Origin of the sequence: Streptomyces sp. NRRL B-1140 (assembly GCF_001280065.1) — a bacterium.
Classification (GTDB): domain Bacteria; phylum Actinomycetota; class Actinomycetes; order Streptomycetales; family Streptomycetaceae; genus Streptomyces.
In genome coordinates, this window is record NZ_LGEA01000125.1 from 202481 (window position 1) to 228412 (window position 25932).

General features: G+C 72.3%; 25 protein-coding genes. 15 read left to right on the forward strand and 10 right to left on the reverse strand.

Annotated features, from left to right (window positions below; all coding sequences use genetic code 11):
• Positions 1-108 precede the first annotated feature (108 nt).
• Complete coding sequence (locus tag ADK65_RS30945) at positions 109-405, reverse strand: hypothetical protein (protein ID WP_053674295.1); 297 nt, start codon at positions 403-405, stop codon at positions 109-111.
• 97 nt (positions 406-502) lie between these two features.
• On the opposite strand from ADK65_RS30945, the gene ADK65_RS30950 reads away from it, so the two are divergent.
• Positions 503-1402, forward strand: a complete 900-nt coding sequence (locus ADK65_RS30950; protein ID WP_053674360.1) for an oxygenase MpaB family protein — start codon at positions 503-505, stop codon at positions 1400-1402.
• A gap of 83 nt (positions 1403-1485) precedes the next feature.
• Here ADK65_RS30950 and ADK65_RS30955 read toward each other — a convergent pair whose 3' ends face one another.
• Positions 1486-2085 carry a class I SAM-dependent methyltransferase gene (locus ADK65_RS30955; protein ID WP_053674361.1) on the reverse strand — a complete coding sequence of 200 codons (600 nt, stop codon included), beginning with the start codon at positions 2083-2085 and terminating at the stop codon, positions 1486-1488.
• 152 nt (positions 2086-2237) lie between these two features.
• Here ADK65_RS30955 and ADK65_RS30960 point away from each other — a divergent pair, with 152 nt between their 5' ends.
• The 5 genes from ADK65_RS30960 (at position 2238) to ADK65_RS30980 (ending at position 7442) form a co-directional block, all read left to right on the forward strand.
• Positions 2238-3011, forward strand: a complete 774-nt coding sequence (locus tag ADK65_RS30960) for an MHYT domain-containing protein (protein ID WP_053674296.1) — start codon at positions 2238-2240, stop codon at positions 3009-3011.
• 229 nt (positions 3012-3240) lie between these two features.
• Positions 3241-5847: a nitrate- and nitrite sensing domain-containing protein gene (locus ADK65_RS30965; RefSeq protein WP_053674297.1), complete on the forward strand. Its 2607-nt coding sequence runs from the start codon at positions 3241-3243 to the stop codon at positions 5845-5847.
• The gene (locus ADK65_RS30970; protein ID WP_053674298.1) at positions 5844-6281 is read left to right on the forward strand and encodes a roadblock/LC7 domain-containing protein; all 438 of its coding nucleotides are present in this window, start codon (positions 5844-5846) and stop codon (positions 6279-6281) included. The genes ADK65_RS30965 and ADK65_RS30970 overlap by 4 nt, the downstream gene beginning before the upstream one ends.
• Before the next feature lie 22 nt (positions 6282-6303).
• Entirely contained in the window at positions 6304-6714 is a 411-nt protein-coding gene (locus ADK65_RS30975; RefSeq protein ID WP_053674299.1) for a DUF742 domain-containing protein, read from the forward strand.
• 122 nt (positions 6715-6836) lie between these two features.
• Complete coding sequence (locus tag ADK65_RS30980) at positions 6837-7442, forward strand: GTP-binding protein (protein WP_053674300.1); 606 nt, start codon at positions 6837-6839, stop codon at positions 7440-7442.
• A 21-nt stretch (positions 7443-7463) separates the two neighbouring features.
• Here the strand turns inward: ADK65_RS30980 and ADK65_RS30985 are convergent, their stop codons facing one another.
• Complete coding sequence (locus ADK65_RS30985; RefSeq protein WP_053674301.1) at positions 7464-7892, reverse strand: PPOX class F420-dependent oxidoreductase; 429 nt, start codon at positions 7890-7892, stop codon at positions 7464-7466.
• A gap of 104 nt (positions 7893-7996) precedes the next feature.
• Between ADK65_RS30985 and ADK65_RS30990 the strand changes: the two genes are divergently transcribed.
• The 5 genes from ADK65_RS30990 (at position 7997) to ADK65_RS31010 (ending at position 11272) form a co-directional block, all read left to right on the forward strand.
• Positions 7997-8410 (forward strand): roadblock/LC7 domain-containing protein, encoded by a 414-nt coding sequence (locus ADK65_RS30990; RefSeq protein ID WP_053674302.1) that lies wholly within the window; start codon positions 7997-7999, stop codon positions 8408-8410.
• Between the two features lie 151 nt (positions 8411-8561).
• Positions 8562-9566: a DUF6397 family protein gene (locus ADK65_RS30995; protein WP_053674303.1), complete on the forward strand. Its 1005-nt coding sequence runs from the start codon at positions 8562-8564 to the stop codon at positions 9564-9566.
• Positions 9567-9687: 121 nt separating this feature from the next.
• Positions 9688-10059 (forward strand): VOC family protein, encoded by a 372-nt coding sequence (locus ADK65_RS31000; protein WP_053674304.1) that lies wholly within the window; start codon positions 9688-9690, stop codon positions 10057-10059.
• Positions 10060-10069: 10 nt separating this feature from the next.
• Positions 10070-10855 (forward strand): Fpg/Nei family DNA glycosylase, encoded by a 786-nt coding sequence (locus tag ADK65_RS31005; protein WP_053674305.1) that lies wholly within the window; start codon positions 10070-10072, stop codon positions 10853-10855.
• Positions 10856-11029: 174 nt separating this feature from the next.
• Positions 11030-11272: a hypothetical protein gene (locus ADK65_RS31010; RefSeq protein WP_234353007.1), complete on the forward strand. Its 243-nt coding sequence runs from the start codon at positions 11030-11032 to the stop codon at positions 11270-11272.
• Between the two features lie 109 nt (positions 11273-11381).
• On the opposite strand, the gene ADK65_RS31015 is transcribed toward ADK65_RS31010, so the two are convergent.
• The 3 genes from ADK65_RS31015 to ADK65_RS31025 all read right to left on the reverse strand — a co-directional run bounded on the left by ADK65_RS31015 (position 11382) and on the right by ADK65_RS31025 (position 15823).
• On the reverse strand, positions 11382-12278 hold the full coding sequence (locus ADK65_RS31015) for a DMT family transporter (RefSeq protein WP_053674362.1): 897 nt from the start codon (positions 12276-12278) through the stop codon (positions 11382-11384).
• Positions 12279-12399: 121 nt separating this feature from the next.
• Positions 12400-13272 carry an acyl-CoA thioesterase gene (locus tag ADK65_RS31020; RefSeq protein WP_053674307.1) on the reverse strand — a complete coding sequence of 291 codons (873 nt, stop codon included), beginning with the start codon at positions 13270-13272 and terminating at the stop codon, positions 12400-12402.
• A gap of 37 nt (positions 13273-13309) precedes the next feature.
• Positions 13310-15823, reverse strand: a complete 2514-nt coding sequence (locus ADK65_RS31025; protein WP_053674308.1) for a DEAD/DEAH box helicase — start codon at positions 15821-15823, stop codon at positions 13310-13312.
• A gap of 145 nt (positions 15824-15968) precedes the next feature.
• Between ADK65_RS31025 and ADK65_RS31030 the strand changes: the two genes are divergently transcribed.
• On the forward strand, positions 15969-16763 hold the full coding sequence (locus tag ADK65_RS31030; protein WP_053674309.1) for a metal-dependent hydrolase: 795 nt from the start codon (positions 15969-15971) through the stop codon (positions 16761-16763).
• An 83-nt stretch (positions 16764-16846) separates the two neighbouring features.
• Here the strand turns inward: ADK65_RS31030 and ADK65_RS31035 are convergent, their stop codons facing one another.
• The 4 genes from ADK65_RS31035 to ADK65_RS31050 form a co-directional block, all read right to left on the reverse strand.
• Positions 16847-17092 carry a type B 50S ribosomal protein L31 gene (locus tag ADK65_RS31035; protein WP_053674310.1) on the reverse strand — a complete coding sequence of 82 codons (246 nt, stop codon included), beginning with the start codon at positions 17090-17092 and terminating at the stop codon, positions 16847-16849.
• A 66-nt stretch (positions 17093-17158) separates the two neighbouring features.
• Entirely contained in the window at positions 17159-17629 is a 471-nt protein-coding gene (locus ADK65_RS31040; RefSeq protein ID WP_053674363.1) for a DUF5709 domain-containing protein, read from the reverse strand.
• A 208-nt stretch (positions 17630-17837) separates the two neighbouring features.
• Positions 17838-19619: an ABC transporter ATP-binding protein gene (locus tag ADK65_RS31045; RefSeq protein WP_053674311.1), complete on the reverse strand. Its 1782-nt coding sequence runs from the start codon at positions 19617-19619 to the stop codon at positions 17838-17840.
• Positions 19616-21421, reverse strand: coding sequence for an ABC transporter transmembrane domain-containing protein (locus tag ADK65_RS31050; RefSeq protein WP_053674312.1), 1806 nt, complete (start codon positions 21419-21421; stop codon positions 19616-19618). Before ADK65_RS31050 ends, ADK65_RS31045 begins: the two co-directional genes overlap by 4 nt.
• Positions 21422-21758: 337 nt before the next feature.
• Here ADK65_RS31050 and ADK65_RS31055 point away from each other — a divergent pair, with 337 nt between their 5' ends.
• The 3 genes from ADK65_RS31055 to ADK65_RS31065 all read left to right on the forward strand — a co-directional run bounded on the left by ADK65_RS31055 (position 21759) and on the right by ADK65_RS31065 (position 25783).
• Positions 21759-22490 (forward strand): L,D-transpeptidase family protein, encoded by a 732-nt coding sequence (locus tag ADK65_RS31055; protein ID WP_053674313.1) that lies wholly within the window; start codon positions 21759-21761, stop codon positions 22488-22490.
• A 42-nt stretch (positions 22491-22532) separates the two neighbouring features.
• Entirely contained in the window at positions 22533-24137 is a 1605-nt protein-coding gene (locus ADK65_RS31060; protein WP_053674314.1) for a peptide-N4-asparagine amidase, read from the forward strand.
• A 173-nt stretch (positions 24138-24310) separates the two neighbouring features.
• Positions 24311-25783, forward strand: coding sequence for a cation:dicarboxylate symporter family transporter (locus ADK65_RS31065; RefSeq protein WP_053674315.1), 1473 nt, complete (start codon positions 24311-24313; stop codon positions 25781-25783).
• The last annotated feature ends 149 nt before the right edge of the window (positions 25784-25932 follow it).

Here is a 25932-nt window from a genome sequence, read left to right on the forward strand (position 1 = left end):
GGCGCGCACCCTAATGCGCCCGCAAGGCCCTTGTCACGGCCTCGCAGGCGCACTCGGAGCTGCAGTTTTCCGGCGGACGGGGCGAATCGGCCGTCCGGGACGTGCGCGTCATGCCCCCGGCAGCCCCAGCAGCTCGCGGGCCACGGCCTCCGGAGACCGGCCGCGCTCACGGGCCAGCGCGATCACGGCCCTGCAGGCCAGCTCGTTCACACCGAACGACAGCGCCTCGGGCGACACCCAGCCGGCCGCTTCGTCGGCCCGCTCCGGGTCGTTCTCCGCAGAGGCCGTGACATAGGCCGCCGCCGCCTCGAAGAGGTTGTGGGGACGGTTCTCCCCCTCGGCTCTCGGCTCCGTGCGCAAGGCATCGGCGACCTTTCCCCCGGCTCTGCGGAACCTGCCCCACATGCTGACCACCCTTCCCCTGCCTCTGCCGTGCCCGGTCGTTCATCTCCCGGTCACCAACGTAAAGTTGCAGAACCTGTGGCAGAAGGGGGACGGCACGGTGAGGCGTTTCTCACGGCTCGAACAGATCCGGCGGATGGACCCGTACGAGGACGCTACGGAGATCTACCGGCTCAGCGTGGCGTACGAGTTCCCCTGGGACTTCACACGCGCCCTGGAACTGGCCCTGTACCGCACGTACGCCGTCCCCGCCATCGGCAGGCTGCTCGCGCGTACGGCGGAGCTCACGGACCGGGCGCAGAAGCGCTATGACGACACCTCGCTGCTGCTGGACGCCATCGTCGAGCACGGTTTCGGCAGTGAGCAGGGCAGGACCGCGATCCGCCGCATCAACCAGATGCACCGCAGCTACGACATCAGCGACGACGACATGCGCTATGTGCTCTGTACCTTCGTCGTGATGCCCAAGAGGTGGATCGACGCCTATGGCTGGCGCAGGATGTCACGCCACGAGATCGTCGCCAGTGTGGTCCACTACCGCACGCTGGGCCGCCACATGGGAATCAAGAACATCCCCGAGACGTACGAGACGTTCGAGAGCTGTCTGGACTCCTACGAGGCCGCCCACTTCGCCTGGGACGAGGACGCCCGGCGCGTCTCGGACGCCACACTCGACCTGATGGCCTCCTGGTATCCCGGCCCCCTCGCGCCCGTGCTGCGCACCACGACCCTCGCGCTGCTCGACGACTCGCTGCTGGACGCCTTCCGCTACAGCCCGCCGAGTGCCGCCACGCGCGCGTGGGTGCGGCGCGCCGTCCGGCTCCGGGGGCGTGCCGTCCGGCTGCTGCCGCCCCGGCGCACCCCGCACTTCGCCCGCCAGAACCGGGAGATCAAGGGCTACCCGTACGGCTACCGGGTCGCCGACCTCGGCACCCGCCCCGTCCCGGGCGTCGGGGGCTGCCCCGTGCGGCACACCGCGCCGGACACCCGGGCAGGGTGACGCGGCGGGGGCGTCCGGGCGGGGTGACGGCGCCGGATGCCCGGGCCCGGCGACCCGGCGCCCGGGCCCGGCGACGCGGTGGCTCAGTCCTCGCGGACGGCGAGCGCCAGGAAACGGGAGTCCTCGTCGACGTAAGACGTCAGGCGCCATCCGGAACCGGCCAGGAGCGGGCGGAGACTGGGCTCGGCCCGCAGATCGTCCGGGGTGAGAGGGCGGCCGTGGCGTGCCGCGAGAGCCGCCCTGCCGATCGGGTGGAACAGCGCCAGCACCCCACCGGGGCGCACCACACGTGCCAGCTCCCGCAGGTCCTCGGCCGGGCTCCCGAGGTGCGAGATGAGGCCCGCCCCGAACACGGCGTCGAGTGACCGCGAGCGCAGGGGCAGCGCCGCGACGTCCGTGAGCAGCAACTGCCCGTCACGGTCCCGCCCGGCTCGCGCGGCCTCCCGCAGCATGGCCGGCGTCAGATCTGCCCCCAGGACCGTTCCCGAGGGTCCCACGGCGGCCCGGAGCGGCGGCAAAGCCCGGCCGGTGCCGCACCCCGCGTCCAGCACCCGGTCGCCCGCCCGCAGTCCGAGCTCGTCGACGGCGGCCGCGTAGGCCGGACCGTCGTCGGGGAAACGGCTGTCCCAGTCGGCGGCGCGGGCGGTGAAGAACTCCTGGACACGCGTCTGCTCGTCGCTCATGTACCGCATGATGGCTCACCGGCACGGACGACGCCTCAGTGCACACGTTCGAGCGTGATCCGGTCGTTCCGGTGCAGCCTCGGGTCATATTCCAACACCTTTCGAAATGCGCCACCTTCGGGCGCCCGTCCCGGGTCTAGCGTCCCGGGGCCATGGGACACCTGGACCACGCAGCCCTGGGGTGGCTGACCCCCGCACTGTCGTACGTGATGGCCTGCATAGGCGCCGCGCTCGGTCTGCGCTGCACAGTCCGCGCGCTCGCCACCACCGGGCGTTCGCGCCGCAACTGGCTCGTCACCGCCGCCTCGGCGATCGGCACCGGCATCTGGACCATGCACTTCGTGGCCATGCTCGGTTTCGGCGTCACGGGCACCGACATCCGCTACGACGTGCCGCTCACGCTGCTGAGCCTGCTCGTCGCCATGGTCGTCGTCTGCGCAGGCGTCTTCGCCGTCGGGTACGGCAAGGACCGTGGCCGCGCCCTGCTCCTCGGAGGGCTCACCACCGGCCTCGGCGTCGCGAGCATGCACTACCTGGGCATGGCGGCCGTCCGGCTGCACGGCGACGTGAGCTATGACCCGCTGCTCGTCGCGCTCTCCGTGCTGATCGCCGTCGTCGCCGCCACGGCGGCCCTGTGGGCGGCCCTCAACATCAAGTCGCCCGTGGCGGTCACCATCGCCTCCCTGATCATGGGCGCCGCCGTCAGCAGCATGCACTACACCGGGATGTTCGCGGTGGGCGTGCGCGTCACACCCTCCGGGGAGGCCCTGTCCGGGGCCTCGGCGATGCAGTTCATCTTCCCCCTCGCCGTCGGCCTCGGCTCCTACCTCTTCCTGACGTCGGCCTTCGTCGCGCTGTCGCCGACGGCGGGGGAGCGTGCCGCGTCCGCCTCGGCTCAGCGCCCGGTTCAGAGCACCGCCTCCTAGCCACGAGGTGGTCCGGGGCCGCGGACCGTTGCCGGTGCCCGGCCCGGGACGCACCTCTCCGCGGACCGCCCGGCGGACGAGGAGGGACTGTCCCACGGCCCGGGTGGCGGATGCGCACACCCCGCACGGGCAGCCCCCTCGCCCCACCGGCCATGCGCTCCGAGCTTCGTCGCTGCCCCTGCCAGGACGCCGGCCCTCAGCCTCCGACCCACTCCCGAGCGAGGAGTCCATGCGTACATCCCGTAGCACCCCCGCAGCCGGCGCCGAGGCGCCGTCCCCTCCCGCGCGCGGACGCCGCGCACACGCCGGACCACCGGCGGACGAGGGCCCCGACACGCCGTCGGACGCCGCCCCGGACGAGGTGTCCGCGAACGGGGAGCGCTGGCACATACGGCCCCGCACCGTACGCGCCAAGATCGTCTGCCTGCTGATGGTGCCGGTCGTCTCCCTCCTGGCCCTGTGGGGATACGCCACCGTCACCACCGCTCAGGACGTCTCCCGGCTGCGTCAGGTACAGCGCGTGGACGCCACGGTCCGCGCCCCCGTGTCCGCCGCCGTCACGGCTCTCCAGGCCGAACGCGCCGCCGCCGTACGTCACGCCACCGACCCGTCCGCCGTCCGGACCGACGAACTGGACGAGCTCGCCCGGCGCACCGACCGGGCCGTCGCGAAACTCCGTCTCGGACAGGGCACCACCGTCGCCGACAGCGGGGAACTGCCCGCCAAAGTCGCCCAGCGGCTGAAGACGTTCGTCTCCGGTGCCGAGCAACTGCGGCCACTGCGCACCGCGGTACGGGACCGGCGCGCCGACTGGGCGGAGACGTACGACCGCTACACCCGGACCATCTCGGCCGCATTCGGCGTCGAAGGCGCCCTGACCGGCATCGGGGACGCCGACCTCGGATCCGACGCGCGCGTACTGCTCGAACTGGCCCGCGCGGGGGAGGCGTTGGCCCGGGAGGACGCGCTGCTGGCGAGCTCCCGCCTGGAGGGCACCCTGACGGGGGAGCGGCTGCGGCTCTTCACCGGCGCCGTCGACCTGCGTCGCACGCTCACCGAGTCGGCCGTCGCGGACCTGAGCGGCCTCGAACGCTCCGCGTGGGATGCCCTCGCCGACAGCAGCGCCTACGCCGGCCTGGGCGACACCGAGGACGCCGTCCTCACCCGCGGGCCGGGCGCGAGAGCCATCGACGCGGCACCCGAGAGCAGCTGGAACACGGCACACGCGCGCGTGCAGAGCGGCATGCGCACCATCGAGGACGACGCGGCGCGCGGGGTCGCCGAGCGGGCCGACCCGTTTACCCGGGGACTGCTCACCCCGGCCGGCGCCGCCGTCCTGCTCGGCCTCGCCGCCGTCGCGGCCTCGCTCGTCATCTCCGTGCGCATCGGCCGCGGCCTCGTGGTGGAACTGGAAGGCCTGCGCAACAGCGCCCTGGAGATCGCCCGGCGCAAACTGCCCGACGCCATGCGCAGGCTGCGCGCGGGCGAAGAGATCGACATCCGCGCCGAGGCACCGCAGGAGGCGCCCGCGGAGGACGAGACGGGGCAGGTGGCGGAAGCCCTCACCACCGTGCACCGCGCGGCGCTGCGGGCCGCCGTGGAACGCGCCGAACTGGCCAGCGGGATCTCCGGCGTCTTCGTCAACCTCGCCCGCCGCAGCCAGATCCTCGTCCACCGGCAGCTTGCCCTCCTGGACAGCATGGAACGCCGCTCCGACGACCCGAACGAGCTGAGCGACCTCTTCCGGCTCGACCACCTCACCACTCGCATGAGACGCCACGCGGAGAGCCTGATCATCCTCTCCGGGGCCGCCCCGGGCCGGGCCTGGCGCATGCCGGTCTCCCTGACGAACGTGGTCCGCGCCGCGGTCTCCGAAGTGGAGGACTACGCGCGCGTGGAGGTACGGCAACTCCCCGAGGCGGCCGTGGCCGGCGCGGCCGTCGCCGACCTCACCCACCTGCTGGCCGAGCTCATCGAGAACGCCGCCCAGTTCTCCCCGCCCCACACGCGGGTGCGTGTCACCGGCGAACCCGTCGGCAACGGCTACGCCGTCGAGGTCGAGGACCGCGGCCTCGGCATGGGCAAGGAGAGCCTCACCGAAGCCAACCGCCGCATCGCCCAGTCCGAGGCACTCGATCTGTTCGACAGCGACCGGCTCGGCCTGTTCGTGGTCAGCCGGCTCGCCGCCCGGCACGACGTCAAGGTTCACCTGAGGACCTCCCCGTACGGCGGCACCACCGCGGTCGTCCTGCTGCCCACCGCGCTCCTCCACACGGGCGGGGCACCACGCTCAACCGAAGCGGTGAACCCGGCGCGGCAGCCCGAGGAACGCGCCTACGCGCAGGTGCCCGACGACGCCCCGCTCCAGGACGCCGTCCCCGCCCAGAGCGACCGGCGCGCCCTCGTGGCCCCCGTGCCATCCGCCGCGGCGCCCGAGACCACGCCTCACGCGGCTCCCTCACGTCGCGCGCAGACCGCGCGCCACGGGGACACCTCAGGTCACGCGGACGGACCGCGTCACCTCGAGACCCCGAGCCAGACCCCACCCTCAGGAGTCGCCACCTTGCGACTGCACCGCCCACCGCAGCCCGAAGACTCCGACGACCTCCCGCGCCGCGTCCGTCAGGCCAGCCTCGCTCCCCAACTGCGCGACAAACGCCCCGAACAGCCGCCCGTGCCCGCTCCACCGGACGACGAGCGAACGCCGGAACGCGTACGCGACCGCATGGCCGCCTACCGCGACGGCTGGACGCGCGGCGGCGGCAGGCAACCCGGCCGCGGTTCCACACTCCGCCCCGCGACGGGCAGCGACAGCAGCGAAGGAGATCCCGCATGATCCAGGACCCGAGCACACAGTCCGCCCGGCGATCCGGCGAACTCGACTGGCTGCTGGACGATCTGGTGCTCCGCGTGAGCGACATCCGGCACGCCGTGGTGCTGTCCAACGACGGCCTCGCCGTGGGTGCCTCGTCCGGCCTGCGCCGCGAGGACGCCGAGCACCTCGCCGCGGTCGCCTCGGGTTTCCACAGCCTCGCCAAGGGCGCGGGACGGCACTTCGGCGCCGGCGGAGTCCGCCAGACCATGGTGGAGATGGACGAGGGCTTCCTGTTCGTGGCCGCCGCGGGCGACGGCTCCTGCCTCGCCCTCCTCACCGCCGTCACCGCCGACATCGGCCTTGTGGCCTACGAGATGGCCCGCCTGGTCAAACGCGTCGGCGAGCACCTCGGCACGGCGCCCCGCACGGCCGCGCGGCCACCCGCCGCCGGATGAACCGGGAGAACGGTCCGTGCAGATGACCGAGGACATGACGGGCACCCCTCGCGAGCAGGGCAGCCACTGGTACGACAACGAGGCCGGCCCGCTCGTTCGCCCCTACGCCATGACGGGCGGGCGCACCCGGCCCGGCCCCACCGGCGTACGGTTCGACCTGATCGCCCTGGTCACGCTGGACCCGGGGGCACCCGGACTGCAGGACGCCCCGCTCGGCCCGGAACACCGCAACCTCATCGACCTGTGCCGCCCGGAGACCCAGTCGGTCGCCGAACTCGCCGCAGGTGCGGATCTGCCCGTCGGCGTGGTCAGGGTCCTCCTCGGCGACCTCCTCGAACTCGGCTGCGTCACCGTCAGCCGTCCCGTTCCACCGGCGCAGCTGCCCGACGAACGCATCCTGCGCGAGGTGATCGAGGGGCTGAGAGCGCTGTAGCCCCGCAGACCGGCGGAAAACCTGAACACCCGCCCACTCACGACACCCGCCCACTCACGACACCCGCCCACTCACGACACCCACGCACTCACGACACCCGGCACTCCTGAGAGAAGTGATCAATGGTCTCCGAGCACTCCGACGCCCCGGACGGCGAGACCGCCGCGCTGGCGCTCAAGATTCTGGTCGCCGGCGGTTTCGGCGTGGGCAAGACCACCCTGGTGGGCGCCGTCAGCGAGATCCGGCCGCTGCGCACGGAGGAACTCCTCAGCGAAGCCGGACAGTCGGTGGACGACACGGACGGCGTGGACCACAAGACCACCACGACCGTCGCCATGGACTTCGGACGCATCACCATCCGGTCCGGCCTCTCCCTGTACCTGTTCGGCACGCCGGGGCAGGACCGCTTCTGGTTCCTGTGGGACGAGTTGTCGCAGGGGGCGCTCGGTGCGGTGGTCCTCGCGGACACCCGCCGTCTGGAGGACTGCTTCCCAGCGGTCGACTACTTCGAGCACCGGCGCATCCCGTTCGTCGTGGCCGTCAACTGCTTCGCGGGCGCCCGGCGGCACGGCGCCCCGGACGTCTCGCGCGCACTCGACCTCGACAGGGGCACGCCCGTGGTGCTGTGCGACGCCCGTGACCGCGACTCGGGAAAGGAGGTGCTGATCCGGCTCGTCGAGTACGCCGGGCGGATGCACACCGCCCGGCTGCTCGACTCGGTCGGCTGAGCAAGCCGCAGGCCCGGGGCGTCAGTCCGCGACGTCCCGCTCGGCCAGGACCCTGTCGACGGTGACACGGACGAGGAGTTCGCCGGGGACGCCGTTGCGCGCGCCGAACTCCTCGGCGCGCTCCTCACCCATGTACCGGGCGCCGATCCGGGTCGCCCAGTGCCGTATCTCGTCGAGGTCCTCCGAGACGCGGGCCCGGCCTCGCAGCACCACGAAGGAGTACGGCGGCCGGTCGTCGTCCACACACAGGGCGACCCGGCCGTCCCGGACGATGTTGCGCCCCTTCACGCTGTCCTTGCCGGTGTTGAACACCAACTCGTCGCCGTCCAGAAGGAACCAGACCGGAACCACGTGCGGGCTGCCGTCGGCCCGGACCGTGGAGAGCTTTGCGGTGCGGGTTCCGTGGGAGACGAACTCCCGCCAATGCGCGTCGGTCATCTTCTCTGCCATGGCTCCCATCCTCCTTGCCCCGACCGCGGTCGTGGGGAAGGCTGACAAGGAAATCCTCCGGCCAGGAGGGAATTCGCACGGGGAGAAAACGGGGAGACCGGAAGATGACGCAGAACCAGGGACTCGACTGGCTGCTGGACGACCTGACCGAGCGCGTCCACGAGGTGCGGCACGCACTCGTCCTGTCCAACGACGGCCTGGTGACCGGCGCGAGCACCGGACTGCGCCGCGAGGACGCCGAGCACCTCGCGGCCGTGTCGTCCGGGCTGCACAGCCTGGCCAAGGGCTCCGGACGGCACTTCGGCGCGGGCAGCGTGCGCCAGACGATGATCGAGTTCGACGACGCGGTGCTGTTCGTCACCGCGGCCGGCACGGGCAGCTGTCTGTGCGTCCTCAGCGGCGCGGAGGCCGACATCGGCCAGATCGCCTACGAGATGACACTGCTGGTCAACCGGGTCGGCGAGCGTCTCGACGTCGATGCGCGCCAGCCCGAACCGAAACCGATCACAGACCTCTGACCTGCCCGTTCGTCATCCCCGTGGAGTTATCCACAGGCTCGCCACGAGATCCGCCGAAGCGGCTACGGTTTTTGCACGGCCGACGCATACGGCCGCCGCACACGGCCATCGCACACGGCGTGAGCCGCTGACTCCACGGGGGAGACCGACCATGGCACGCATCAGCACGGCATCCGACCGCACCACCTGCGCCCCGAGCCGGGCCGCCCGTGAACTGGAGCTCAAACGACGGGAGTTCGACCTCGCGGTGAACCTGGGGCTCATCCGGACCGTTCCCGACGAGGGAGGCGGAGGCAGGCAGGTGGCCCGGGCCGAGATCGACCGATGGCGCTCCGCGGACGGTTTCCCGGGCACCCTGCGCGAACGCGTCGCGACCGTGGGCACCACGCAGGGCGCCGAGCTCATGGGGGTGGCGCCCAGCCGGTTCACGAGCCTCGCGCGCTACGGCCTGCTGGTTCCGGTGACGTTCTACCTGAACCGCTACCGGACCGTCGTCTGGCTGTATCTGGCCGAAGAACTGAGGCAGTTCGCCGCCGAGCGGAGCAACGCCCGGTTGCTGGCCGCCCGCCGCACACCCATGGAGATCCGGGAAGGGCTGAAGACCGGAATGGACCGGCGGCCTCGCAACTGGCGGGGGCGTCACGTCGGGTTCCTGACGCGGCAGGCCGGCGACGACCCGTGGGCGCATGCGGCGGCGGTCGCCTCCCTCCTCGATCCGGCCGACGTGACGGACGTCGTCCCGGCTCCCGACGAGCGAGCCCGCCTGGACCGCTGCCGTCCTCGGCTCCCGGAGCACGGCACGCCCGGTTCACCCACCGCCGAGCTGGCCGGGACGCTGATGACGGCGAGCGAGCCCGACGAGGTGGCCTGGTTCCGCGCGGACCTGGCCCACACGATGGAGACGGCCCGCCGGCACGCCCCCGAAACCGAGGCACCTGCCCCGACGCCGCCCTCAGCCGCGGAACCCCCAGCGCCGGCCCGGGGACCGCGACCACGGTCGCGGCCGCTCGTCTCACCCCGGATCCGGCCCCCGGCGTCGGAGTCGCCCGCCTCGCCTCCCGCCCCACCGTCCAAGCGGCCCACGCCCTCGGACCCTCTTGCCCCCCGCGGCCCGCTGGGCTGGTTCCGCCGCAGAGGCCGGCGCCAGGCCGAGTGACCCGGCGATGCCCATGAGGCGGTCACGGCCGAGGCAACGCGCCACCGCCTGGCCCGTCGACCGATGACTTTCCGGATGCGCCGGGGTCAGACCCTCAGGAGACTGTGACCGGGAGGCGACCATGTTCGGTACGACGAAAGCGTTCAGCGGGTTCTCGGTGGACGACATCGACGCGGCCAAGGCGTTCTACGCCGACACACTCGGGCTCCGGGTGTCGGAACAGAACGGGCTGCTGATCCTGCACATCGCGGGTGACCGGGACACCGTGGTCTACCCCAAGCCGGACCACACGCCGGCGACGTTCACCATCCTCAACTTCCCGGTCGACGACATCGAGGCCGCGGTCGACGAGCTGGGCGGGAAAGGCGTGCGTTTCGAGCGCTACGACCACCTCAAGACGGACGACAAGGGCATCTTCCGCGGCGGCGGCCCGCTGATCGCCTGGTTCACCGACCCGGCGGGGAACGTGCTCTCCGTCCTGCAGGAAACCTGACGCGCCGGTCGTGCCCGAGCTTCCCGACGTCGAAGGCTTCCGGCAGGTGCTCGAGTCCTGCGCGAGGGGACGCGTCATCCGCCGGGTCGACGTGCGAGACCCGGGTGTCCTGCACGGCGTCGGCACGAGGCGGCTGCGGGACGCGCTCGAGGGGCGGCGGTTCGGCACGCCGGATCGGCACGGCAAGTGGCTGCTCGCCCGTACCGGCGGCCCCACCCTCGTCCTGCACTTCGGCATGACCGGACGGCTGGTCTGCGGGCACGCCGACGATCCCGTCGAAACGCATGACCGCGTCCTGTTCACCCTGGGCGGCGGCCGCCAGCTGCGCTTCCGTGACCAGCGCAAACTGCAGGGGCTGTGGCTGGCCCACGACGAGTCCGACATCGACCGGCTGCTGCGGAGGCAGGGGCCCGACGCGCTGACGGTGGGCCGTCCGGACTTCGAGGAGGTGCTCACGTCGCGCCGGGGGCATCTCAAGACGGCCCTCACCGACCAGTCCGTGCTCGCCGGGCTCGGCAATCTGCTCGCCGACGAGATCCTGTGGCGGGCCCGACTGCGTCCTGACCAGGGGGCGCGTGATCTCACCCCGGAGGACCGCCGTCGGCTGTACGGCGAGATGCGCCGCACCCTGCGCTCGTCGGTCACCGCCGGCTGCGTACCGCCGCGTGACTCCTGGCTTACCGGCCACCGGGACGACCGTGACCCGAGGTGCCCGCGGTGCGGCGCCGGGCTGCGCCGGACCCGTATGGCGGGCCGGGGCACGGTGTGGTGCCCGCGGTGCCAGCCGGACCGGTGACCCGGCCGGATCACGTCGGTGACGAAGGTCGCCCTGACGCTGAGGAAGCCCCATGGATGTCCTGGCCCGACGTGCGCAGCACACCCGCCACAAGCGCTGCCCCTGCGCATGGGGCACGCCGGAGACCCCGCACCCTCCGAGCCCGTGCCGGCGCGCACGGGTCGGGTACCCGGCGTGCCGCGGAGGCGGGCACCAGGCGCCCGGCCCGCGCAGACGCAGACGGACAAAACCCACCTGGACCACGACGAGGACGCTCCCGCCACGCACGGCGCGCTGCACGTACCGGCACCCGGCGAGGGCGCGGTCCACGGCGGCTGGGGCGGGCGACGGCGCACCGCGCTGCGCAAGGTCGCCGTGGCGACCGCGCTGGCGGGCGCGGCCGTGACCGTGGGGCGGCTGATCACAGCGACGGGCTGACTCACCCTCGCGGGGACGAAGCCGACCCGCGTGCGCCCGCCCGGTGGAGGTGTCCCTGCGAGTCGCCGGCCGGCCGAGGCGCCATGGGGCGGACCGTCTCCGCTCAGGTTCAGGGTGCCGCAGCGGTCTCGCGCTCGTCGTCGGGGGCCACCAGCGACTGGGTGAACGGGATCCGCGCCAGCGCGAGCACGCCCGCGGCGATCAGCGCGACGCCGGCCAGCTGGGGCAGCAGCCACCACCCGGAGCGGATGGTCTCCTCGTACAGGGTGATGCCGAGGGCGAGGCTCACCAGGGCGTCGCCCAGGGTGAGCGCGGGCTGCGAGGCGACCAGCGGGCCCGCCTGCATGGCGTTCTCCAGCAGGAAAAGCGCGCACACCCCGGTGGCGGCGAAGGCGTATGTCTGCCAGGCGGTGAGGAAGCCCACGAGGCCCTGATCGTCGAGGATGTGGGTGGCGGCCTTCATCAGGGCCGCGGTCACGGCGTAGCTGATCGCCGTCGCGGCGCCCAGGCAGGCCGCCCGGGCCCGGCCCGCGGGCCGCCGGAGGGCCGCGACGGCGAGGGCGACCACCGCCCCCGCGCACACGGCGAGCGCGGGGATCCAGCGGTCCAGCGCCACATGGGTGCGGTTGCCGGCGGGAGCGGCGGCGGCGAGCGCGACCGCCAGACCGGCCACCACCACCGCGACGGCCAGCCAGCCCTTGCTCGGCAGGTGCCGGTGCATGAGCACAGAGGCGACGACGAGGGTGAGCGGCAGTTCCAGCACGAAGAGCGGCTGCACGATGGTCAGCGGCCCTGTGGCCAGCGCCAGCGCCTGGCAGACGGCTGCGCCGATCACCGCGAGGATGCCGGCCAGCCACACCGGCCGGCGCAGCAGATCGACGATCAGCCCGGCCCGCAACCCCTGGGAGGCGGGCACGGTGAGCGCCGCCTTGCGTTGGAGTACGGTCGCGACCGCGTTGCTGAAGGCGGCGCAGATCGCGAACACGACGGGGAGCACGGTGTGCAGCGTGGCCACCTCCGGAGCGGCGGGCGTGTGACGCCTGCGGTGCCTGCTCCTGCCATGGTCGCCGCATCCGGTCGGGGACGCGATCGGGGCCCAGGGGGGCCAGGTCTCCCCTTCGCGCAGGTCAGCCCAGCTTCCGGAACAGCCCCTCCTGCACCACGGACACGACGAGACGGCCCTCGCGGTCGTAGATCCTGCCCCGGGCCAGGCCACGGCCGCCGACCGCGATCGGCGACTCCTGGTCGTAGAGGAGCCAGTCGTCCGCGCGGAACGGGCGGTGGAACCACATGGCGTGGTCCAGCGACGCCATGTCGAAGCCGCGCGGGCCCCACAGCGGCTCGACCGGGATGCGCACGGCGTCCAGGAGGGTCATGTCGCTGGCGTAGGTGAGGGCGCAGGTGTGCACGAGCGGATCGTCGCCGAGCGGCCCGACCGCGCGCATCCACACGGCGCTGCGCGGCTCGGCGTCGCGGGCCTCCTCGGCGGTCCAGCGCAGCCGGTCCACATAGCGGATGTCGAAGGGCTGGCGGCGGGCCATCCGCTCCAACTGTTCGGGCAGTGCGCCCAGGTGCTCGCGGATCTCGTCCGTGACGGTGGGCAGCGACTCGGGGTCCGGCACCTTGCGGGCCGGGGGCAGCTGGTGCTCGAAGCTGCCCTCCTCCGGCTTGTGGAAGGAGGCGGTGAGGTTGAAGATCGTGCGGCCCTGCTGGACGGCCGTGACCCGGCGGGTGGTGAACGACCGCCCGTCGCGCACATGCTCGACCTGGTACACGATCGGCACGCCCGGCCGGCCGGGGCGCAGGAAGTACGCGTGCAGCGAGTGCACGGGACGGTCGCCCTCGGTGGTGCGGCCGGCGGCGACCAGCGCCTGCCCGGCCACCTGACCGCCGAAGACCCGCTGCAGGGACTCCTGCGGGCTGCGGCCGCGGAAGATGTCGACCTCGATCTGCTCCAGGTCGAGCAGGTCGACGAGCCTCTCGGCCGGGTTCGTCGTCATGGGTGGGATTCTCCTGTGCTCGCTGCTGCCCGGCCCGTCACAGCTGGCCGACGTCGGTGACGCGGACGACCGCGCGGCCCTCCGCGTCCGAGGCCGTGAGATCGACCTCCGCGCTGATGCCCCAGTCGTGGTCGCCGTTCGGGTCGTGGAAGATCTGCCGGACCCGCCACAGGGCGTTCTCCGGCTCCTCCTCGATGAGCAGCAGCTTCGGGCCGCGGGCGTCGGGGCCGGTACCGAGATCCTCGTACTCGTCCCAGTACTTGTCCATCGCCTCGCCCCAGGCGTCGGCGTCCCAGCCGGACTCGGCGTCCATCTCGCCCAGTTCGCCGACCTGGTCGAGGGCGGCCAGCTCCACGCGGCGGAACATGGCGTTGCGGACCAGGACGCGGAAGGCGCGCGCGTTGGCGGTGACCGGCTTGACCTCGTCGGCCTTCTCCTGGGCCTCCTCGGCCGTCATCTCCGCGGGGTTCGCGAGCTGCTCCCACTCGTCCAGCAGGCTGGAGTCGACCTGGCGCACCATCTCGCCCAGCCAGGCGATCAGGTCCTGGAGGTCCTCGGACTTGAGGTCGTCCGGGACGGTGTGGTCGAGGGCCTTGAACGCGCTGGCCAGATAGCGCAGCACGATGCCCTCGGTGCGGGCCAGCTCGTAGTGGGACACCAGCTCGGTGAAGGAAAGCGCCCGTTCGTACATGTCGCGGATCACGGACTTCGGCGACAGCGGATGGTCGCCGACCCAGGGGTGGCTCTTGCGGTACGTGTCGTACGCGTGGAAGAGCAGCTCCTCCAGGGGCTTCGGGTACGTGATGTCCTGGAGACGCTCCATGCGCTCCTCGTACTCGACGCCGTCCGCCTTCATCTGGGCCACGGCCTCGCCGCGCGCCTTGTTCTGCTGGGCGGCGAGGATCTGCCGCGGGTCGTCGAGCGTGGACTCCACGACGGACACCATGTCGAGCGCGTACGACGGGGACTCGGGGTCGAGCAGCTCGAACGCGGCGAGCGCGAAGGTGGACAGCGGCTGGTTGAGGGCGAAGTCCTGCTGGAGGTCGACCGTGAGGCGGACGATGCGGCCCTCGGCGTCCGGCCGGTCGAGCTTCTCGACGATGCCGCCGTCCAGCAGTGAGCGGTAGATCGCGATGGCCCGGCGGATGTGCCGCAACTGCTGCTTGCGCGGCTCGTGGTTGTCCTCCAGCAGCCGCCGCATCGCCTCGAAGGCGTTGCCGGGACGGGCGATCACCGAGAGCAGCATGGTGTGCGTCACGCGGAAGCGAGACGTCAGCGGCTCCGGCTCGGAGCCGATGAGCTTCTCGAAGGTCTGCTCCGACCAGGCCACGAAGCCCTCGGGGGCCTTCTTGCGGACGACCTTGCGGCGCTTCTTGGGGTCGTCGCCCGCCTTGGCGAGGGCCTTCTCGTTCTCGACGACGTGCTCGGGCGCCTGCGCGACGACGAAGCCCTCCGTGTCGTACCCGGCCCGCCCGGCGCGGCCCGCGATCTGGTGGAACTCCCGGGCGCGCAGGGTGCGTACGCGGGTGCCGTCGTACTTGGTGAGGGCCGTGAACAGCACGGTGCGGATGGGGACGTTGACGCCCACGCCGAGCGTGTCGGTGCCGCAGATGACCTTCAGCAGACCGGCCTGGGCGAGCTTCTCCACCAGCCGGCGGTACTTGGGCAGCATGCCGGCGTGGTGCACGCCGATGCCGTGCCGGACGTAACGGGAGAGATTGCGGCCGAATTTGGTGGTGAAGCGGAAGTTGCCGATCAGCTCGGCGATCTGCTCCTTCTCCTCCTTCGAGCACATGTTGATGCTCATCAGCGCCTGCGCACGCTCCACGGCCTGCGCCTGCGTGAAGTGCACGATGTAGACGGGCGCCTGCCGGGCGGACAGCAGATCGGTGAGGGTCTCGGTGAGCGGCGTGTACCGGTATTCGTAGGACAGCGGCACGGGGCGGGTCGCCGAGCGGACCACCGCGGTCGGGCGGCCGGTGCGGCGGGCGAGGTCCTTCTCGAAGAAGGAGACGTCGCCGAGCGTCGCCGACATCAGCACGAACTGCGCCTGCGGCAGCTCCAGGATCGGGATCTGCCAGGCCCAGCCGCGGTCGCCCTCGGCGTAGAAGTGGAACTCGTCCATCACGACCTGGCCGACATCGGCGTCCTTGCCGTCGCGCAGCGCGATCGACGCCAGCACCTCGGCGGTGCAGCAGATCACGGGAGCGTCGGCGTTGACCGACGCGTCGCCGGTCAGCATGCCGACGTTCTCGGTGCCGAAGATCTTGCACAGCTCGAAGAACTTCTCCGACACCAGCGCCTTGATCGGTGCGGTGTAGAAGGTGACCTCGTCACGGGCGAGGGCCGCGAAGTGCGCGCCCGCCGCGATCATGCTCTTGCCGGAACCCGTGGGCGTCGACACGATCACGTTCGCACCGGAGACCACCTCGATCAGCGCCTCCTCCTGGTGCGGGTAGAGCGTGAGACCCCGCTCGCCGGCCCACGACTCGAAGGCTTCGTACAGGGCGTCGGGGTCGGGGGTCCGTGGCAGCTGATCGATGAGGGTCACGCCCCCATCTTGCCCGGCCCGGTGCCCGATGCGGGAATCGGCTGCGGGCCCGAAGATCACGAACGCTACGCTGGGTCGCCGACGGGACGTCAGCGCGCCCGGTCAACTGGACAGCGGCACATGAGGAATGAGGCGGGCAGCGGCCATGATGGGACCAGCACACTCACTGTCGGGAGCCGCCGCCTGGCTCGGCGTCGGTGCGGCCGCCGCGGCGGCCGGGCACCCGATGCCCTGGCCGGTCCTCCTCGTCGGCGCCCTGATCTGCGCCGGAGCCGCACTCGCCCCGGACCTGGACCACAAGGCGGCCACCATCTCCCGGTCCTTCGGACCGCTGTCGCGCTGGCTCTGCGAGATCGTCGACAAGCTGTCGTACGCCGTCTACAAGGCCACCAAGAAGCAGGGTGACCCGCGCCGCTCCGGCGGGCACCGCACGCTGACGCACACCTGGCTGTGGGCGGTTCTGATCGGTGCGGGCACCTCGGCGGTGGCGATCACCAGCGACCGCTGGGGCGTGCTCGCGGTCCTGTTCGTGCACATGGTCCTCGCCATCGAGGGCCTGCTGTGGCGGGCGACGCGCGGCTCCAGCAGCGAGGTGCTGGTGTGGCTGCTGGCCGCGACCACCGCGTGGATCCTGGCGGGCATACTGGACCAGCCGGGCAACGGTGCGGACTGGCTGTTCACGGCACCGGGCCAGGAGTACCTGTGGCTGGGGCTGCCGGTGGTGCTGGGGGCGATCGTGCACGACATCGGAGACGCGCTCACCGTGTCCGGCTGCCCGATCCTGTGGCCCATCCCGGTCGGGCGCAAGCGCTGGTACCCGGTCGGGCCGCCGAAGGCCATGCGCTTCCGGGCCGGCAGCTGGGTCGAGCTCAAGGTGCTGATGCCGGTGTTCATGCTCCTCGGCGGAGTGGGTTGCGCCGCGGCACTCAACTTCATCTGAGCGCGCCTCTACGCCTGACCTCGGAGCGCACCCCGGAACGCCCGCTCACTTCATCTGAGCGCGGCCGCGCCACGCAACGCGCCTCAGCCGCCGCCGTAGCGCCGCTCGAACGCGGCGACCCTGCCCTCCGAGTCCACCGTGCGGGCCTTGCCCGTGTAGAAGGGGTGGCTCTCCGAGGAGATCTCCACGTCCACGACGGGATAGGTCTCGCCATCGTCCCATTCGATGGTCTGATCGCTGTTCGCGGTGGACCGGGTGAGGAAGGCGTACCCGGCGGCGCGGTCGCGGAAGACGACGGGGTGGTAGTCGGGGTGCTTGTCCTGCTGCATGGATGCTCCTCGAGATGGATGCTCCTCGAGATGGATGCTCCTCGAGCGGCTCGGCCGGTTTCGCGGTCAGCCGGACAGGGTGTCCTCGTCGACGATGTGCACGGCGGCCTCCTCGGCCGACGCGGCGGCGCCGTCGATGCCCACGTCCATGGCGACCAGGGCTTCCTCCTCGTCCTCGTGGGCGCCTTCGTCGGGTGCCACGAGCCGACCGGACCGTGCGGCGCCGACCTCGTTGTCCAGCAGTTCCCCGTCGGTGCCCGCACAGTCCCCGATGCCGTCACCGTCCGGGGCGGCGGCGTCGGGCAGTTCCTCGGAGAGCCGCTGGTCCAGCGTCTCGCCCCGCTGCCGCTCGGCCGCCGTCACTCCGAGGTGCTCGACGGCCCAGGGCCGCTCGGGAGGGGACCAGCCCCGGTCCAAGGGATCCTCGACGCCGTCGTTCTCCAGGGTGTCCTCGGCGTCGAGCAGCCCCGTGTCCTCCCTCTGCTCGTCCTGGTCCGGCTGGTAGACGTCGTCTCCCCAGCCGTCGGAGCTGTTCACGGGTACCTCCAGGGGGTGGACGGGCCCCTTCTCACGGGACCCGTGCCGGGCGGCCGCCACGGAGCACTGACGCCGCCCGGACCACTGTTTCCCGGGCGTTCCCCGAGCCGGTGCCTGATTCCAGCCTTCCACCCCGGTTCGCTCCTGCGCAACGCCAAGGACGTGGCCGCCCCCGAGGAGGCGCACGCCGCCCGGCGCGACGAGGTGCTCACCCGTGCCAGGACCTCCACAGCGCCGCATACGCCCCGTCCGCCGCCACCAGTTCCTCGTGGCTGCCCAGCTCGCTGATCCGGCCGTTCTCGACGACGGCGATGACGTCCGCGTCGTGGGCCGTGTGCAGCCGGTGGGCGATGGCGACGACGGTGCGGCCGTCGAGGACCCGGGCCAGGGAGCGTTCCAGGTTGCGGGCGGCTCGCGGGTCGAGCAGGGAGGTCGCCTCGTCCAGGACCAGCGTGTGCGGGTCGGCCAGCACCAGGCGGGCCAGCGCGATCTGCTGGGCCTGGGCCGGGGTGAGCGCCAGACTGCCCGAGCCGACCTCGGTGTCCAGGCCGTCCTCCAGCGCCCGGGCCCAGCCGTCGGCGTCGACCGCGCCCAGCGCCGCCCACAGCTCGGCGTCGACCGCACCGGTCCGCGCGAGCCGCAGGTTGTCGCGCAGGGAGCCCACGAAGACATGGTGTTCCTGGTTGACCAGGGCCACGTGGGAGCGGACGTGCTCGGCGGGCATCCTCGACAGCTCGGTGCCGCCCAGGGTGATACGGCCGTCCCGGGGCGCGTAGATCCCGGCGAGCAGCCGGCCCAGGGTGGACTTGCCCGCACCCGAGGGGCCGACCAGGGCCAGCCGGGTACCGGGGGCCACCTCCAGGGAGACCTCGCGCAGGACGTCCACGCCCTCCAGGTAGCCGAAGTGCACCCGGTCGGCGTGCACATGCCGCCCGTCGGGGGCCACACTCGGATCCCCGGCGTCCGGCTCGATGTCCCGGACTCCTACGAGCCGGGCCAGCGACACCTGGGCCACCTGCAGCTCGTCGTACCAGCGCAGGATCATGCCCACCGGGTCGACCAGCATCTGCGCGATGAGCGCGCCGGTCGTCAGCTGACCCACGTCGATCCACCCGTGCAGGGCGAACACGCCCCCGATCATCAGGACCGACGCGAGCACGGTCACGTGGGTGGTGTTGATGACCGGGAAGAGCACCGACCGCAGCCAGAGCGTGTACCGCTCCCACGCCGTCCACTCCCGGATCCGGCGCTCCGACAGCGCGACGCGGCGCTCGCCGAGGCGGTGGGCCTCGACGGTGCGCCCGGCGTCCACGGTCTCGGCGAGCGCGGCGGCCACGGCGGCGTACCCGGCGGCCTCGGAACGGTAGGCCGACGGCGCCCGCCGGAAGTACCAGCGGCAGCCGGCGATCAGCAGCGGCAGGGCCAGCAGCACCGCCAGCGCCAGCGGCGGCGCCGTGATCACCAGTCCGCCCATCAGCAGGACCACCCACACCACGCCGATCGACAGCTGCGGTACGGCCTCGCGCATGGCGTTGCCCAGGCGGTCGATGTCCGTCGTGATGCGCGACAGCAGGTCACCGGTGCCCGCCCGCTCCAGCACCCCGGGCGGCAGTCCGACGGACCGGACGAGGAAGTCCTCGCGCAGGTCGGCCAGCATCCGCTCGCCCAGCATCGCGCCGCGCAGCCGCACCTGCCGGACGAACACGGCCTGGACGGCCAGCGCGGCCACGAAGAGGCCGGCCGTGAGCTCCAGCCGCAGGTTCCCGACCCCGTCGGACACCCGCTCCACCAGTCCGCCCAGCAGCCAGGGGCCGGCCATCGAGGCGATCACGGCGGCCGTGTTGACGGCGACCAGCAGCAGGAACGCCCGCCGGTGCCGGCGCAGCAGTTCGGCCACGTAGCCGCGGACGGTCTCGGGGGCGCCGACCGGCAGGGTGTTCGCCGTCGTCGGGGCCGCCGGGTCGTAGGCCGGTGGCGCGACGCCGATCATGCTTTCTCCTCGATCTCTTCCAGTTCCTGCAGTACGTCCTCGAGAGCGACGGAGCCGTTCAGTGCGGCTTCGTCGTCCGTCTCGCGGGTGACCACCGCCCGGTAGCGCGGCTCGGTGCTCACCAGTTCGCGGTGGGCGCCGACCGCCACGGCCTTCCCGTCGTGCAGGAACACCACGCGGTCGGCGCAGTCCAGCAGCAGCGGGGAGGAGGTGAACACCACGGTCGTGCGCCCCGCGCGCAGCTCCCGCACGCCCTGCGCGATCCGCGCCTCGGTGTGCGAGTCGACGGCCGAGGTCGGCTCGTCCAGGACGAGTGCCTCGGGGTCCGTGACCAGCGACCGGGCGAGCGCGAGCCGCTGGCGCTGGCCGCCGGACAGGGACCGGCCGCGTTCGGTGATCCGGGCGTCCATCGGGTCGGCCGCGTCCAGGGAGCCCTGCACCAGCGCCGCCAGCACGTCGTCGCACTGCGCGGCGGCCAGCGCCTCCCGCGGAGCCACCGCACCCGACGCGGGTACGTCGAGCAGCTCGCGCAGCGTGCCGGACAGCAGCACCGGGTCCTTGTCCTGGACCAGGACGGCCGTACGCGCGCTGTCCAGCGGGAGTTCGTCGAGCGGCACGCCGCCCAGCAGCACCGAGGTGCCCTCGTGGGAGGGGTGTCCGCCCAGCCGTTCCGCCAGCAGGCCCGCCGCGTCCGGGTCGCCGCACACCACGGCCGTGAGCCGGCCGGCGGGCGCGAGCAGCCCGGTCTGCGGGTCGTACAGGTCGCCCGAGGGAACCTCGGCCGCGCGTGACCCGGCGGTGTCCGTGGGCCGCTGCAGCGACAGCACCCCCGCGGCCCGCTTGGCGGACGGCCGGGAGAAGGAGTACGCCATGGCGATCTCCTCGAAGTGCCGCAGCGGATAGGTCAGGACCATGACCGAGCTGTAGACGGTGACCAGTTCGCCGACGGTGATCCGGCCCTCGCGCGCCAGCCCCACGCCGTACCAGACGACGGCGATGAGCAGCAGCCCGGGCAGCAGGACCTGGATCGCGGAGATCAGGGACCACATCCGGGCGCTGCGTACGGCAGCGTGGCGGACCTCCTGGGAGGCGCTGCGGTAGCGGTCGAGGAACAGCTCCTCGCCGCCGATGCCGCGCAGCACCCGCAGACCGGCGACGGTGTCGGAGGCCAGTTCGGTGGCGCGTCCGGCCTTCTCGCGCTGGGTGTCGGCCCGCCGGGTGGCGCGGGGCAGCAGCGGCAGCACGGCGAGCGCCAGCGCGGGCAGCCCCACGGCGACGACGATGCCGAGCGCCGGCTGGTAGACGAGCAGGCCGGCGCAGACCAGCACGACGGTGACCACGGCCGCGGTGAAGCGGGACAGGGCCTCGACGAACCAGCCGATCTTCTCGACGTCACCCGTCGACACCGCCACCACCTCGCCGGCCGCGACCCGCCGGGTCAGCGCCGAGCCCAGATGGGCGGTCCTGCGGGCGAGCAGTTGCTGGACGCGGGCGGCCGCGGTGATCCAGTTGGTGATCGCGGTGCGGTGCAGGTAGGTGTCACCGACCGCGTTGCCGACGCAGGCCACGGCCAACAGGCCGCCCGCCCAGGCGAGCCGGGTACCGGAGCGGTCGACGACGGCCTGCACGGCGACCCCGACACAGAACGGCAGGGCGGCGACGGAGGCGAAGTGCAGCAGCCCCCAGCTGAGCGACTTGAGCTGACCGCCCAGCTGGTTCCGGAAGAGCCACCACAGGAAGCGGGGGCCTGAACTCGCGTCCGGCACACCCGGGTCGGGGTACGGAAGGTCTTGAATCTGCATGACGTCCCAGTGGCTCGTGTCAGGGGGGGCGAACGGGTGGGGAGGCGGGTCGGCAGGAGGGGAGGGCGGCCGCCGGTGGAGGCACCAAACCGTGACAGGTTCGCGTCGCGACGCGGCCGGAGGCAAACGGTTTTCCGTCCACCGCACGGAACAGGCCGTCCTGCGTGCGGACCGGTCGGCAGCCGTGCGGAATCGGCCGTCCTGCGTGCGGGACCGGCGGGCAGGCGTCAGGCGCAAGCTGGTGTGACGCTCCGTCCGGGCAACGGTCTGGCACACCTCGCTCATCCACGGCCCGGGGCTCAGCCGGCCGTCCGGACCCCGGTGCGACCATGGAGCGATGCACACTCGTGGCGTACGACGATCGGTGGCCGCGACGGCGGCCCTCGCCTCTTTCCTGACGGCTCTGGCCGCCTGCGGCAGCCCGCAGGGCACCGGGGGTACGGATGCCGCGGGCCGGGCGACCCGCACCCCCGCGGCCACGGCCGCCCCGACGCGCATCCCCGGCGTCGGCGAGCGGCTCCGACGGCGGATCCCGTCCGCCGCCCGCCAGGTCGTCGCGGTCTACGGCGACGGGAAGGACTCCGCCGACTCCACGGTCGTGCTCTACACGAAACACGGCTCGACCTGGCAGCGGGAGCGCGGCTGGGCCGGGCACAACGGCAAGAAGGGCTGGACCACGGACCACCACGAGGACGACGACCGCAGCCCCGTGGGCGTGTTCACCCTCAGCGACGCAGGCGGCGTGCTGCCGGACCCGGGCTCCGGACTCCCGTACAGCCGCTCCGCGGCCTTCGCCGCGCCGCGCTGGTGGCCGAAGTCGTACTGGCACGACTTCGACTACGTCATCGCCATCGACTACAACCGCGTCAAGGGCACCCCGCCGAACGACCAGACCCGCCCCGAAGGCCAGAAGAAGGGCGGCGGGATCTGGCTGCACATGGACCACGGCAGCGGCACGTCGGCATGCGTCAGCGTGCCGAAGCCGGCGATGAAACACCTGCTGCGCACGCTCGACCCGCGACAGCGGCCGGTGGTGGTCATGGGGGACCGGGCGGACCTGGCGGCCTAGTCCTCATTGCGCGGGTGGCCGACGCCCCGTAGAACACCGCCCATGAAGAGACGGATCGTCATGTCCATGCTCGCCGGGGCAACCCTTGTGGCGGGCACCCTCCTCGGCACCGCTCCCGCCGGGGCGGCGGACCTTCCGGCCCGTGCGGCCGCGGTCCCCGCCGAGTTCGGCACCGACTGGCACGACCCGGTCACGGCCGCGCCGCCCGTCGCGAGGCCCGCCGGCACGTCCTGCGAAGTCACCCTCGCGCAGGCGCAGTTCCGGGACTTCACCCCGTACCGCGGCACCTACACCCCGCCCGGGGGCTGCGGCGACCGCTGGAGCAAGGTGGTGCTGCGGCTCGACGGCAAGGTCAAGGGGCGTCAGTACGACCGGCTCGGCTACCTCCGCGTCGGCGGCGTCGAGATCTTCCGTACGTCGACGCCGCAGCCCTCACCCGACGGCATCGAGTGGTCCGTGGAGAAGGACGTCACGCGCTACGGCGACACCTTCCGCAGGAGCCGGGACGTCGAGATGCTCATCGGGAACGTCGTCGACGACACCTACACCGGCGTCCTCGACGTCAAGGTCACTCTGACGTTCTACCGGGGACGCCCCGATCCGAGGAGCCCCGACCGGGTCCTCACCCTCGACGGCGGCTCGGTCCTCACCACCCCGCAGAACAGTGAGCGCATCCTCGCCGAGGTGTACGCGACCGGGTCCGGCGGCGGCTGCGAGGAGTACTGGTACCTGACAGTGCCCGATCCGGCGCCCTACTCCTGCAAGGCCGGTCAAGGCCCCTACCGGGAGGTGCAGATCAGCGTGGACGGCCGGCTCGCCGGCATCGCGGCCCCGTTCCCGACGGTGTGGACCGGGGGCTGGTCCAACCCCTTCCTCTGGTACGTGATCCCGGGCCCGCGCGCCTTCGACATCACGCCGATCACCTACGACCTCACCCCCTTCGTCGGCATCCTCAACGACGGCCGACCACACCGCGTCGAGGTCTCGGTCGTCGGTGTGCCCGAGGGGCGGAGCGGCTGGAGCACGCCCGTGAACGTTCTCCTCTGGCAGGACGAGCGGAGCGAGCGGGTCACCGGGAAGCTCACCGCACACAAGGCGGAAGACCTCTCCGACTCATCGCGGTACACGCCGGGTTCGGAGCACCGGGTGGACGCCGAGGGTGTCCACCGGCTGACCGTCGGCGGCTACGTGGACACCTCGCACGGCCGCGTCAGGACCACCGTCAGCCGTGCACTCACAGGAAAGTCCACGCACCACTGGACCGACGGCGAGACGCGTGACGCTCTCGAAGCCACCTGGACCGACGACGAGTCGGTGACCGTCGGCGCGAGCACCACGCGCACTCACCGCAGGTACACGATGGACGGCACGACCACCCTCGGCGCGGGCGACCGCCTGCGCACGGTCCTGACGCTCGGCGACCGCGCCACGGTCGTCGGGACGAACGGCGGGCGGCGTACCGCGTGGTCACGGCTCGACGACTCGTACACGGGCGACGCGACCTACACGGCGAACGTGCCGCGCGACCAGCGCCACGCGGTCGGCACCACGAGCGAGCGCTACCGGCTGTACGGCTCGCGCGGCTGCTACGACCGCGCCCTGACCACCGCGCAGGGGGTGCTCACGGAGAACCGGCGCCGCTGCTGAGGCGACTTGCGAAGTATGTGTGACGTGTGTCACTCACGACGTTTTACCTGGCTGAAACGTTGCGGTCTTGTGCGCGATCAAGACAGCCTTCAGGGTGTCGGAAGTGGAATCTCCGTTCCGCATCACAGAAGTCCCCTCCGGCTTCTCTGTGTTCCGTCCCCCTAGGAGGCTTCGTGCCGCCGTCCGTACCGTCCCTCCCGCGACGCGTCGCCCGCACCCTGCGCACCTCGCTCTTCGCGCAGGTCTGCTGCGCACTCGTCCTCGGAATCGTCGTCGGAAAGCTGTGGCCGGACACGGCCACGGCTTTCCAGCCGCTCGGCGATGGTTTCACGCGGCTCATCAAGACGGTGATCTCGCCGCTGGTGTTCTGCGTGGTCGTCGTCGGCATCGCCAAGGCCGGTGACCTGAAGGCCTTCGGCCGGATCGGCGTGAAGGCCCTCGTCTGGTTCGAGATCGCCTCCACCGCCGCCCTGGTCATCGGTCTCGTCGCCGCCAACGTCGTCGGCCCCGGCAAGGGCATGAACGTCGACCCGTCCTCGCTGGACACCGCGGCGGTGAACGAGACGACGGGCGGTGGCCATCTGCCCACGACGACCGAGTTCGTGCTGAACGCGCTTCCGCAGAGTTTCCTGGGCGCCTTCGCCGAGAACGAACTGCTCCAAGTCCTCATCCTGGCCTGCCTGGTGGGCGCCGCGCTGTTGCACCTCGGGCACACCAAGGTGCCGAAGATCCTGCCCGCGATCGAGCAGGCACAGGAGATCATCTTCGCGATCGTCGGCTTCATCATGCGGCTGGCCCCGCTCGCGGTGTTCGGTGCGATGGCCCACCTGGTCGGCAACTACGGCCTGGGCGTGATGAGGACGTACGCCAAGCTCATCGTGCTCTGCTACGTGGCCGCGGCGCTGTTCGTCGCGCTGCTCGCCATCGCCCTGAAGGCCGTCACCGGGCTCAGCCTGTGGAAGTTCCTGCGCTACATCCGCGAGGAGATGCTGCTCGCGCTCGGTACCGCGTCGACCGAGTCGGTGATGCCCCGCGTCATGCAGAAGCTGCGCCGGGCGGGCGCCCGCGACGACGCCGTGGGGCTGGTGCTCCCCACCGGCTACTCCTTCAACCTCGACGGCGCCTCGCTGTACCTGTCCATCGGCACGCTGTTCATCGCCCAGGCGGTGGGTGTGGATCTCAGCCTCGGCCAGCAGATCACCGTCGTCCTGGTGCTGATGCTGACCAGCAAGGGCATGGCGGGTATTCCGGGTTCGGCGTTCCTCGCCCTCTCGGCGACCGCATCGTCCCTCGGGGCGATCCCGGCCGGGGCCGTCGCACTGCTGCTCGGAGTGGACCGCATCATGGACTCGATGCGCGTCGTCACGAACCTGCTCGGCAACTGCGTCGCCGTCTTCGCGGTGTCCCGCTGGGAGGGGGCCCTGGACATCGCGCAGGCGAAGAGGACGCTGGACGGGGAGGGCGCCCAGGCGCCGGACGACGCCGGGAAGGGTGCCGGTGGCGCGGAGGGCGCCCTCGTGCCGGCCGGCATCCACAAGGGTGCCGCCGCCGAGGCCGGTACCGCGGCTCCGGTGCCGGGCATCCCGGCCCAGAAGACCGAGGACCTCAAGGAGCCCGCACCCGCACCCGCCCCCGAGGCCGGCTGACCGAAACGGCGACGGGCCGCGCCCACCGCACCGGCAGGACGAGCGGTGGCCGCGGCCCGCTGCCGTGCCCCCGCGGCCGGCTGGGGCGAGCCGGGGTCGATGGCATGGTCCCGCCGGTCGGCCGGCGGGGCTGTGCCGATGTCCGGGGC

What these genes read in the sequence shown, in the direction of transcription:
- ADK65_RS30955 (WP_053674361.1), bottom strand. Translation starts at nt 2,085, where the DNA reads ATGAGCGACGAGCAGACGCGTGTCCAGGAGTTCTTCACCGCCCGCGCC.
- ADK65_RS30970 (WP_053674298.1), top strand. Translation starts at nt 5,844, where the DNA reads ATGATCCAGGACCCGAGCACACAGTCCGCCCGGCGATCCGGCGAACTC.
- ADK65_RS30945 (WP_053674295.1), bottom strand. Translation starts at nt 405, where the DNA reads ATGTGGGGCAGGTTCCGCAGAGCCGGGGGAAAGGTCGCCGATGCCTTG.
- ADK65_RS30975 (WP_053674299.1), top strand. Translation starts at nt 6,304, where the DNA reads ATGACCGAGGACATGACGGGCACCCCTCGCGAGCAGGGCAGCCACTGG.
- ADK65_RS30995 (WP_053674303.1), top strand. Translation starts at nt 8,562, where the DNA reads ATGGCACGCATCAGCACGGCATCCGACCGCACCACCTGCGCCCCGAGC.
- ADK65_RS31035 (WP_053674310.1), bottom strand. Translation starts at nt 17,092, where the DNA reads ATGCAGCAGGACAAGCACCCCGACTACCACCCCGTCGTCTTCCGCGAC.
- ADK65_RS31030 (WP_053674309.1), top strand. Translation starts at nt 15,969, where the DNA reads ATGATGGGACCAGCACACTCACTGTCGGGAGCCGCCGCCTGGCTCGGC.
- ADK65_RS31050 (WP_053674312.1), bottom strand. Translation starts at nt 21,421, where the DNA reads ATGCAGATTCAAGACCTTCCGTACCCCGACCCGGGTGTGCCGGACGCG.
- ADK65_RS30960 (WP_053674296.1), top strand. Translation starts at nt 2,238, where the DNA reads ATGGGACACCTGGACCACGCAGCCCTGGGGTGGCTGACCCCCGCACTG.
- ADK65_RS31000 (WP_053674304.1), top strand. Translation starts at nt 9,688, where the DNA reads ATGTTCGGTACGACGAAAGCGTTCAGCGGGTTCTCGGTGGACGACATC.
- ADK65_RS30985 (WP_053674301.1), bottom strand. Translation starts at nt 7,892, where the DNA reads ATGGCAGAGAAGATGACCGACGCGCATTGGCGGGAGTTCGTCTCCCAC.
- ADK65_RS31055 (WP_053674313.1), top strand. Translation starts at nt 21,759, where the DNA reads ATGCACACTCGTGGCGTACGACGATCGGTGGCCGCGACGGCGGCCCTC.
- ADK65_RS31020 (WP_053674307.1), bottom strand. Translation starts at nt 13,272, where the DNA reads ATGACGACGAACCCGGCCGAGAGGCTCGTCGACCTGCTCGACCTGGAG.
- ADK65_RS31060 (WP_053674314.1), top strand. Translation starts at nt 22,533, where the DNA reads ATGAAGAGACGGATCGTCATGTCCATGCTCGCCGGGGCAACCCTTGTG.
- ADK65_RS30965 (WP_053674297.1), top strand. Translation starts at nt 3,241, where the DNA reads ATGCGTACATCCCGTAGCACCCCCGCAGCCGGCGCCGAGGCGCCGTCC.
- ADK65_RS30990 (WP_053674302.1), top strand. Translation starts at nt 7,997, where the DNA reads ATGACGCAGAACCAGGGACTCGACTGGCTGCTGGACGACCTGACCGAG.
- ADK65_RS30980 (WP_053674300.1), top strand. Translation starts at nt 6,837, where the DNA reads ATGGTCTCCGAGCACTCCGACGCCCCGGACGGCGAGACCGCCGCGCTG.
- ADK65_RS31045 (WP_053674311.1), bottom strand. Translation starts at nt 19,619, where the DNA reads ATGATCGGCGTCGCGCCACCGGCCTACGACCCGGCGGCCCCGACGACG.